This window comes from Streptomyces sp. 8L (assembly GCF_020176795.1).
Lineage (GTDB): Bacteria > Actinomycetota > Actinomycetes > Streptomycetales > Streptomycetaceae > Streptomyces.
The window spans coordinates 1-9,589 of record NZ_JAIUKE010000457.1 but is presented as its reverse complement, the minus strand read 5'-3'; the positions used below and the strand labels follow the sequence as shown (position 1 = coordinate 9,589).

Here is a 9,589-nt window from a genome sequence, read left to right as displayed (position 1 = left end):
CGGGGCCGGGGCGAAGGGCAGTCGGGGGATGTCGCGCAGGCCGTCGGGGCCTGGGCGTACGGCGCCGTCCTTCACGAAGCGCGCGAACTCCAGGATGCCGGGCAGCGGCGCGGTGAGCCGGTCGGCGAAGGATCTCGGCCAGTGGCGGCGGTGTTCGCCGACCGGGCGCGGGGCCGGTAGCCGCTGCGCGGCGTGCACCGCGGTCGCCGCGGCGGCGGGGAGGCGGCCGTGGTCCGGTTCGCTCTGTGTCGATTCCCTCACAAGGACTCCGTCCCGTCCGTTCCAGGTCTGGCGTGCCTGCCGTGGGCGCCCGCGGCACCCCGCGCGTCGTGCGTGTCCTCCGTACCGCCCCTGCCTTCCGTTTCCTCGGTGCGGTCCTGGCCCGCGGCGTCGGGGCCCCCGTGCGTGCCCACCGCGCCGTGCGGCGGGGGCGCAGGGCGCCGCGTGGCGGCGAGAGCCGCGGCCAGCCGGCTCAGCGCCTGTGCCACGTGCGGGAGTTTGAGCGGGGTTCCCGTACTGACGGACTCCAGGCGGCTGAGCGGAGTTGCCCCGAGCAGCGGCCCTGTGGACAGGCGCACGCGCAGCGCGCCGAGTTCGTCGCCGAAGCGGTGTCCGCCGAAGGCGGGCGTGCCGAGACGGGCCGTGAGGTACTCCTCCAGGTCCATGGAGTCGGTGACGTCGACACCGGCAAGCCGGGCGCGCAGCGGCCCGAGGTCGGCGTAGAGGTGGCGGCCTGCGGCCGGCGGTCTGGCGAGGGCTCCGGCCGCGAGGACCACGCGGTGCGCGGCGACGGCGACCTGGGCGTGGGCGGACGCGACGGCGCGGGCCCTGACCCGTACGGCGTCGGGCTCGGTCAGGGCGTACGCCGCGGCGGCGGCCACGGGCGCGGGGACGACGGCGCCGAGTGCGGTGAGGATGTCGGCCGTGGTGGCGCGGCGGGCGAGGCCGTGGGCCGTGTGGGGGAAGCGGGCGACGGCGAGGGGCCAGGCGGCGGGGGTGAGCGCGCCGACCGCGTCGCAGATCACGGTGGTCTCGCCGGGCCACATCTCGGCGGGGCTGAGCAGGACGGTGGCGGCACGGTGCAGCGTGTCGCGCCACGTCTCGTCGCTGACGAGGTGCAGGCCCTCGCCGACGGCGGCCTCGCACGCCGCGTGCAGCAGATCGGGCGGGGCGACGGTGCCGGTCGGGTCGTCTGCGGGGCACAGCAGCAGGGCACGGGGGCGTCCGCCCTCCGCGCGGACCCTGCGGACGGTTTCGAGCAGGGCGTACGGGTCGGGCACGCCGCCCGCCTCCGCGGGGGTCGGCACGTGGTACGCGGGCCGGCCGAGGAGCCGGATCTGCGGGGTCCACCACGCGGGGCAGGGGCGCGGCAGCAGGACGTCGCCGCCGAGGGCGCTGAGCAGCGCGAACAGCAGCGGCGGCGCGCCCGGGGCGGCGGCGGTCTGGCCGGGGGCGGTCCGCAGGCCGCGCCGGGCGAAGTAGCCCGCGGCGGCCTCGCGCAGGGCGGCTCCGCCGCCGGGGGGCTCCGGGTCGGGGCAGCGGGCGGCGGCCTCGCACGCGGCGACCAGCTCCGGGAGCGCGGGCAGCCCCGGGTCGGGCGCCGACGGGCCGAACCGGACGGGACCGCGGCCCTCCTGGACCGTTCGCCGCAGCTCTCCGCCTCCCGGGTGAGGCCCGTGACCGCCTGCCGTGGTCCCGACAGATGGAGTCATATGCCCTTTATATAGATGTTTGATATTACTTGCCCTTTGGCTTACTCCTCGGCTTACTCCTGGACCTGCTCCTCGACTTGCGCCGCCGGGAGGCCGGCCGGCAGAGGCCCTGCGGGGCAGACGGGGCCCGGCTAGCGGACGACCTGCGGGGTAGACGGAGCCGCATGGCAGACACATCGGGGCTCGCGGGCCTGCTCACGGACCTGGACCAGCGGGCCTTCCGCTTCGCCGCCTCCCGCCACTGGCCGGGCGCGGAACCGGTGCTGCCGCGGCTGAGCGGTGCGGCCAACCACGGGCTGCTGTGGTGCGGCGCGGCGGCGGGCATCGCCGTGCTGGGCCGCGGGGCGCGCTCACGCAGGGCGGCGGCGCGCGGACTGGCGTCGCTGGCCCTGGCCTCGGCCGCGGTCAACACCGTCATCAAGCACGCGGCGCGGCGCGAGCGGCCGGTCGTCGACATCGTTCCGGTCATACGGCGGCTGAAGCGGCAGCCCGTGACGACGTCGTTCCCCTCGGGCCACGCGGCGTCGGCCGCGGCCTTCGCGGCGGGGGTCGCCCTGGAGTCCACGGGGTGGGGCGCGGTGGCGGCGCCGGTGGCGGCCTCGGTCGCGTTCTCCCGCGTCTACACGGGGGTGCACTATCCGAGCGACGTCCTGGCGGGCGCGGCCCTCGGCGTCGGAGCGGCGCTCGCGGTCCGCGGGATCGTGCCGACACGCTCCCAGATGCCCTCCCCCGGCAGGCCGTTCGCCGAGGCGCCCCGGCTGCCGGGCGGCGAGGGCGTGGTGGTCGTGGTCAACCGGGCCTCGGGCTCGTCGGAGCTCGCGACGCTGGTGGCGGACGCGCTGCCGGGCGCGGACGTCGTGCGGTGCGCGCCGGGCGAGCTGGCGGCCACGCTGGATGAGGCGGCGGGCCGCTGCCGCGCGCTCGGCGTGGTGGGCGGCGACGGCACCGTCAACCGGGCCGCGGCCGCGGCGGTGCGGCACCGGGTGCCGCTCGCGGTCTTCCCCGGCGGGACGCTCAACCACTTCGCGTACGACCTGGGCATCGAGTCGGTGCACGACACCTGCCGCGCCTTGGCGGAGGGCGAGGCGGTCCGGGTGGATCTCGGGCGGTTCACACCGGGCCCGGACGGCGCGCCGCACGGATACTTCCTCAACACGTTCAGTCTCGGGGTCTACCCGGATCTCGTGCGGGTGCGGGAGCGCTGGGCGCCGCGCATCGGCGGCTGGCCCGCCGGGGTGCTGGCCGCGCTGCGGACGCTGCACCGCGGTCGCCGCCTGGAGGCCGAGTTCGACGGCAGGCGCCGGTCGCTGTGGCTGCTGTTCGCGGGCAACAACATCTACCAGCGGATGGGCCCGACGCCGGGACACCGGCACGACCTCGCGGACGGGCTGCTGGACGTGCGGATCGTGCACGGCGGGCGGCTGCCGGGCCTTCGGCTGCTGGCGGCGGCCCTGGCGGGGCCGCTGAGCCGGTCGCCCGTGCACGCGGCCGAGCGGATGCGCCGGGTGCGGATCGGCTCGCTCGCGCACGGCACCTCGCTCGCGTACGACGGCGAGGTCAGGCTCGCACCGCCCGAGCTGGTGCTGGACAAGGCGGTGGAGGCGCTGACGGTGTACCGGCCGCAGGTCCTCTCCGCCACCGCCTTCTGAGCGGCGGCCGACGCCGCCCGGCCTTGTCGGATGTCCGTATCGTGAAACACTTCGTCTCATGATGCAGAATCAGGCCTACGGTGATCCCGTCACGCGATGTCGCGAGAAGGGAAGTCGTCCGATGGCCAGGGAGACCGCCGTATACACCCACGGGCACCACGAGTCGGTGCTCAGGTCGCACCGCTGGCGCACCGCCGCCAACTCGGCCGGGTACCTCGTACCCGAACTGGAGCCCGGCCAGGAGCTGTTGGACGTCGGCTGCGGCCCCGGCACCATCACCGCGGACCTGGCCGCCCTGGTCGCCCCCGGCACGGTCACCGCGGTCGACGCCGCACAGGGCGTCCTGGACGCCGCGCGCGACGCGGCCCGGGAGGCGGGGGTGGACAACGTCCGCTTCGCGGTCGCGGATGTCCACGCCCTGGACTTCCCCGACGACTCGTTCGACATCGTGCACGCGCACCAGGTGCTCCAGCACGTCGGCGACCCGGTGCAGGCGCTGCGCGAGATGCGCCGGGTGTGCAGGCCCGGCGGCACCGTCGCCGTACGGGACGCCGACTACGGCGGGTTCAGCTGGTATCCGACCCCGCCCGAGCTGGACGAATGGCGCGATCTGTACCGCCGGGTCGCGCGCGTCAACGGCGGCGAGCCCGACGCGGGCCGGCGCCTGCTGTCCTGGGCGCGCGAGGCGGGCTTCACCGAGATCACACCGTCGGCCTCGACCTGGTTCTACGCGACGCCGCAGGAGCGGGCCTGGTGGAGCGGGCTGTGGGCGGACCGCACCGTGGCGTCCGCCTACGCCGAGCGGGTCACCGCGAGCGGCGAGGGCACGGCCGCGCAGCTCGACCGCATCGCGCGGGCGTGGCGTGCCTGGGGCGAGTCGGAGGACGCCTGCTTCGTCTGCCCGAACGTCGAACTGCGCTGCCGGGCCTGACGCCCCGCGTCCGCCGGGCTCCTCGGGCGCCCGGCGGGCCGGGGCGCCACGCGAGTCCGTCCGGCCGCGCGGGGCGTCGCTCACCGCGGCCGAACGCGCCGTCCCCCGGGCCGGGTTCTGCTACTAATCTGATCGCCATGGAGATCCTCGGGACCACGCTGCGCATCTACGTCGACGACCTTGACCGGGCCGTGGTGTTCTACGAACGCCTCACCGGCACCCCGGCCCTGCGCTCCGAACGCGGGGGCGTGTCCGCCGCCGCGGTGGGATGCTTCCTGATCATGAGCGGGCCGGCCGCGGAGATTGATGTACTGCGCAAGGTGACGGCGACCATCGCGGTCAAGGACGTCGCGGACACGGCGGCCACGCTCACCGAGTGCGGCGGTCAGGTGCTCGTGGGCCCGGTGGCGTCGCCGGGCGGCCGCAACCTCATCGCCCTGCACCCTGACGGCGCGGTGTTCGAGTACGTGGACCGGAACCCCGGGACTCAGGCGTAGCGGAGCGTTCGCGCCGGGCCAGCAGGCCGTAGAGCACGGCGGGCACGACGAGGCCGACGATCCAGGAGATGTCGGCGCCGCCCAGCGGAGCCACCACGGGACCGGTGTAGAAGCTCGTGGACAGGAAGGGGAACTGGGCGGCGAGGCCCACGACATACGTGATCAGCGCGATGGCGCGCCAGCCGCCGTAGCGGCCGTCCGGGTCGGTGAGCGCCGGGAGGTCGTAGCGCTCGCGCGAGATCAGGTAGTAGTCGACCAGGTTGATCGCGGACCACGGCGTGAAGAAGGTCAGCAGGAACAGCAGGAAGTCGGCGAACGAGTCGAGGAACGAGTTCCGTCCGGCCAGGGCGACGACCGTGCCGGCGACCATGATGCACGCGATGTAGGCACCGCGGCCCCGCTGGGACAGCTCCCGCTGGCCGCGGAAGCCGCTGACGCTGGTCACGATGGACATGAAGCCGCCGTACGTGTTCAGCACGTTGATCGTCAGCTTGCCCAGGGCGATCGCGAAGTAGAGGAAAGCGGCGATCGCGCCGGTGCCGCCGAGCCCCACCACATAGCCGACCTGGTCGTCCACGAAGGCGTTGCCCGCGGTCGCGGCCACCAGCACGCCGAACGTCATGGACCACTGCGAGCCGAGCGCCGTGCCGCCGAGCGTCCACCAGAAGGTCGCCCGCGCGCTCGTCGTACGGGGCAGGTAGCGCGAGTAGTCGGCCACGTAGGGGCCGAACGCGAGCTGCCAGGACGCCGACAGGGCCATGGCCAGCAGGAACATCGGCAGCTTGAACTTCTCGTCGTGCAGTACCGCGGTCACGTCGATGTGGTTGAGGAGCCGGATGCCGAGGTACACGAAGGCGATCGCGCACACGATGCTCGCCACCCGGCCGAGCGCGTGGATGATCCGGTAGCCGACGACCGCCATCACCGCCGTGACGAGCGCGAAGATCACGATCCCGGCCACGGGCCCGAGATGGGTGAGCTTGCCGACCGCCTGTCCCGCGAGCACGGTCCCGCTGGCGAAGAACCCGACGTACATCACGACGACCAGCACCAGCGGCACCACGGCGCCCTTGACCCCGAACTGGGCGCGCGAGGAGATCATCTGCGGCAGGCCGAGGCGCGGGCCCTGCGCCGAGTGCAGCGCCATCACCGCGCCGCCGACGAGGTTGCCCGCGAGCAGCCCGGCCAGCGACCAGACGACGTCACCGCCGAAGATCACGGCGAGGCCGCCGGTGACCACCGTGGTGATCTGGAGGTTGGCGCCCAGCCAGAGCGTGAACTGGGAGAACGCCGTGCCGTGGCGTTCGTCGTCCGGCACGACGTCGATGGAACGCCGCTCTACCAGGGACTCGGCCACACGCTTCTCCATTCCTCGGGCAGCAACTGCATACGATCATGCAGAGTTCCGCCTGATGAATAGAATGTCAATACTCCGGGTCTTCCGGAACATCCCGGCTCCCGGTTTCCGGAGCTTCGCGACCCCCGGGGTCCGGGCCCGGGACCCGTCAGACCAGGCTCACCAGCAGACTCACGTTCAGCGCCACGATCACCGCGCTCACGCCGACCGCCGCCACCGTGGTCGCGCGCCGGTTCACCCAGGGGCCCATCACCCGGCGGTCCCGGGTCAGCGCGACCAGCGGCACCAGCGCGAACGGGATGCCGAAGGAGAGCACGATCTGGCTGACCACCAGCGCGCGGGTTGGGCTCATCCCGCTGCTGAGCACGGCGAGCGCGGGCGCCATGGTCAGCATCCTGCGCAGCAGCACCGGGATGCGGCGGTGCAGGAAGCCGCCCATCACCACCTGGCCCGCGTACATGCCCACGCTGGTGCCCGCGAGGCCCGACACGAGGAGCGCGAGGGCGAACGCCCAGGCCGCGCCCCGCCCGGCCAGCGCCCCGTACGCCCGGTGCGCGGCGGACAGCGAGTCGCCCGCGCCCCCGGCGCCGTGGTGGAACAGCGTCGCCGCCGAGATCAGCAGCGCCGCGTTGACGACACCGGCGAGGCCCATGGCGATGAGGACGTCGGCCCGTACGTGCCGCAGCAGCCTGCGCCGTACCGGCACGTCCCGGGCGCCGCTCTCCAGCTCCAGGCTGAAGCGGTCGCTGGTGAGCGCGGAGTGCAGGTAGATCACGTGGGGCATCACGGTCGCGCCGACGATGCCGCCCGCGAGGGCCAGGCTGCCGCCGCCGTCGAGGCGCGGGGTGAGACCCGAGACGGCCGCCGGCCCCCAGGGGCCTCCGGTGCCAAGCACCTGGCCGAGGAACGCGCCGAGCAGCAGCGCGAGGCAGAGCGCCATCACCACCTCGAACCGCCGCTTCCCGGCGCCGCTCACCGGCATCAGGGCGAGCGAGGCCAGCCCGACCACCGCTCCCCCGGCCGGCAGCGGCAGCCCGAACAGGATGTTCAGCGCGACCGCGCCGCCGACCACCTCCGCGAGGTCCGTCATCACCACGACCAGTTCGGCCTGCGCCCACAGGCCCCGCACGACCGCGCGCGGGTAGCGGTCCCGGCACAGCTCGGCCAGGCTGGCGCCGGTGGCGAGGCCCAGCTTCGCCGAGAGGTACTGCAGCAGCATCGCGACGAGGTTCGCCGAGACGACCACCCACAGCAGCAGCGGCCCGAAGACGGCCCCCGCCTGGATGTTGGTGGCGAAGTTGCCGGGGTCGACGTACGCGATCGCGGCGACGAACGCCGGGCCCAGCAGGGTGTACGAGATCCCGGCCCGCAGCCGGGGCCTGCGCTCGCCCGGCACCCGGCCGCGCTGCCGGTCCCGGCCTGCGCCGTGACGTCCGTCCCGGCTTCCTTCGTGGCGCCGGTCCGACTTGTCTTCGTGCCGCCGGTCGCGGCTGTCCTCGTGACGCCGACGGGCGTCCGATGGGGCGGCTCCGCCGTTCTCGTCGCGCGTGCGGGGCGCGCCGCCCCGGGATCTCCCGTCCATGGACCGATGCACCGCCTGCTGATCGGGCCGGCAGCGAGTGCCGGGAAGCCTTGCCGTCTTCACGGCGGGTACGGGCGGCGGGCGGGCGCCCGGCGCGGACGGCCGGGGGCCACAGACCCGCCGGCCCGTATCACCGCCCCTGCTGTCAGGGGATGTCGGCCTGTCAGGGGATGTTGGACGGGCGCACCATTCCCTCCGCGAGGTCGCCGATCTCCGCGGACGGGATGGCGCCCGGGTTCAGGACCACCTCTTCCACGATGAGCGTCTCCGTGGTGAGCAGCAGCGCCGCGATGGACGCGGCGCTCAGCAGCGCGCAGCGGGTGACCTTGAGCGGGTCGATGACGCCCCGCACGAACAGGTCGGCGTAGTCGCCGCGGAGGGCGTCGAGTCCGCAGCCCTGCGGGAGGCCCGCGACCGCGCGCTCCGCCTCGTCGCCGTCGAGACCCGCGTTGATGGCGATCCAGCGCAGCGGTTCCGCAAGCGACTTGGCGACGATGTCCCGGCCGACGGAGGCGTCGCCGGTGAGGCCGTCGAGCGCCGCGACGGCACTCCTGGCGTGCAGCAGGGCGGCGCCGCCGCCCGCGACCACGCCCTCCTCGGCCGCCGCCCGGGTCGCGGCGAGCGAGTCCTCCAGGCGCATCTGCTTCTCCTTCAGCTCCACGCCGCTGGCCGCGCCGACGCGGATCACGGCGACGCCGCCGGAGAGTTTCGCGATGCGCTCGCCGAGCTTGTCGCGGTCGTGCTCGTTGACGGCCCGCTCCAGCTCGGTCTTGAGGTTCTCGATCCGCTCGACGACCTGCTGCTCGCTGCCCGCGCCGCCGAGGACCGTGGTGGAGCGCTCGGTGGCCACGACCTTCTCGGCGCGCCCGAGGTCCGCCAGCGTGACGCCGTCGAGCGAGCGGCCCGCGGTGCCGGTGATGACCCGGCCGCCGGTGAGCGCCGCCAGGTCCTCGAGCTCGGCGATGCGGCGGAAGCCGAAGCCGGGGGCCTGCACGGCGAGCGAACGGAACGTGCCGTGCGCGGCGTTGGTGACGAGCATGCCGAGCGCGGGCCCGTCGACGTTCTCCGCGACCACCACGAGCGGCGAGCCGGTGCGCATGACCTGTTCGAGGACCGGCATCAGGTCCTGCACCTTGGTGATCTTGGTGTCGCAGAGCAGGAGGTACGGGTTGTCCAGGACGCTCTCCATCCGCGCCGAGTCGGTGACCATGTAGGGCGAGACCCAGCCGCTGTCGAACTCCAGCCCCTCCACGTACTCGACGGAGAGGCCGAACGCCGAGGACTCCTCGACGGTCACCACGCCGGTACGGCCGACGCGGGCCACCGCCTGCGAGATCGCCTCGCCGATCGCCGGGTCGTTGTTGGCCGACAGGGCCGCCACGCGCAGGAGTTCGTCGTCGGACCTGACCGGCCTCGACTGCTCCTGGAGCACCTCGACCGCACGGGCCACGGCGGCCTCGATCCCGTTCTTGACCAGGACCGGGTTGGCGCCCTCCGCGACCGCGTCGAGTCCCTCCCGCACGATGGCCTGGGCCAGCACGGTGGCGGTGGTGGTGCCGTCGCCCACCTCTCCGTTGGTGCGCGTCGCCACCTCCTTGGCGAGCTGCGCGCCGAGGTTGGCGAAGGGGTCCTTGAGCTGGATCTCGCGGGCGATGGTCACACCGTCGTTGGTGATGGTGGGCGGCCCTGTCAGCTTCTCGAGGACGGCGTTGCGTCCCTTCGGGCCGAGGGTCACGCGCACCGCGTCTGCCAGGGCGTTCACCCCGCTGAGCAGCAGTGCGCGCGCTTCGGAGTTGAAGCGCAGGTCCTTCGCCATGACGTGCGTCCTTTCACGGTGGGTCTGAGGGGGCGGGGTGTGGGC

Annotated in this window: 7 protein-coding genes and 1 pseudogene; 3 read left to right on the top strand and 5 right to left on the bottom strand. The window is 74.1% G+C overall.

Annotated elements, in window-relative coordinates; all coding sequences use genetic code 11:
- A pseudogene (locus LCE31_RS30925) lies at positions 1 to 198 on the bottom strand (MBL fold metallo-hydrolase); the annotation flags it as partial.
- A gap of 59 nt (positions 199 to 257) precedes the next feature.
- Entirely contained in the window at positions 258 to 1,712 is a 1,455-nt protein-coding gene (locus LCE31_RS30920) for an aminotransferase class I/II-fold pyridoxal phosphate-dependent enzyme (protein ID WP_225020215.1), read from the bottom strand.
- Positions 1,713 to 1,876: 164 nt separating this feature from the next.
- Here LCE31_RS30920 and LCE31_RS30915 point away from each other — a divergent pair, with 164 nt between their 5' ends.
- The 3 genes from LCE31_RS30915 (at position 1,877) to LCE31_RS30905 (ending at position 4,789) form a co-directional block, all read left to right on the top strand.
- Positions 1,877 to 3,361, top strand: a complete 1,485-nt coding sequence (locus LCE31_RS30915; protein ID WP_225020213.1) for a bifunctional phosphatase PAP2/diacylglycerol kinase family protein — start codon at positions 1,877 to 1,879, stop codon at positions 3,359 to 3,361.
- Between the two features lie 121 nt (positions 3,362 to 3,482).
- Complete coding sequence (locus LCE31_RS30910; protein WP_225020203.1) at positions 3,483 to 4,292, top strand: class I SAM-dependent methyltransferase; 810 nt, start codon at positions 3,483 to 3,485, stop codon at positions 4,290 to 4,292.
- Positions 4,293 to 4,429: 137 nt separating this feature from the next.
- Positions 4,430 to 4,789, top strand: a complete 360-nt coding sequence (locus LCE31_RS30905) for a VOC family protein (RefSeq protein WP_225020201.1) — start codon at positions 4,430 to 4,432, stop codon at positions 4,787 to 4,789.
- Here the strand turns inward: LCE31_RS30905 and LCE31_RS30900 are convergent.
- The 3 genes from LCE31_RS30900 to groL form a co-directional block, all read right to left on the bottom strand.
- Positions 4,722 to 6,146 (bottom strand): purine-cytosine permease family protein, encoded by a 1,425-nt coding sequence (locus LCE31_RS30900; RefSeq protein ID WP_225020199.1) that lies wholly within the window; start codon positions 6,144 to 6,146, stop codon positions 4,722 to 4,724. The genes LCE31_RS30905 and LCE31_RS30900 overlap by 68 nt on opposite strands.
- 148 nt (positions 6,147 to 6,294) lie before the next feature.
- Positions 6,295 to 7,728, bottom strand: coding sequence for an Nramp family divalent metal transporter (locus tag LCE31_RS30895; RefSeq protein ID WP_225020197.1), 1,434 nt, complete (start codon positions 7,726 to 7,728; stop codon positions 6,295 to 6,297).
- A 163-nt stretch (positions 7,729 to 7,891) separates the two neighbouring features.
- The gene (groL, locus tag LCE31_RS30890) at positions 7,892 to 9,544 is read right to left on the bottom strand and encodes a chaperonin GroEL (RefSeq protein ID WP_225020195.1); all 1,653 of its coding nucleotides are present in this window, start codon (positions 9,542 to 9,544) and stop codon (positions 7,892 to 7,894) included.
- Between the last annotated feature and the right edge of the window lie 45 nt (positions 9,545 to 9,589).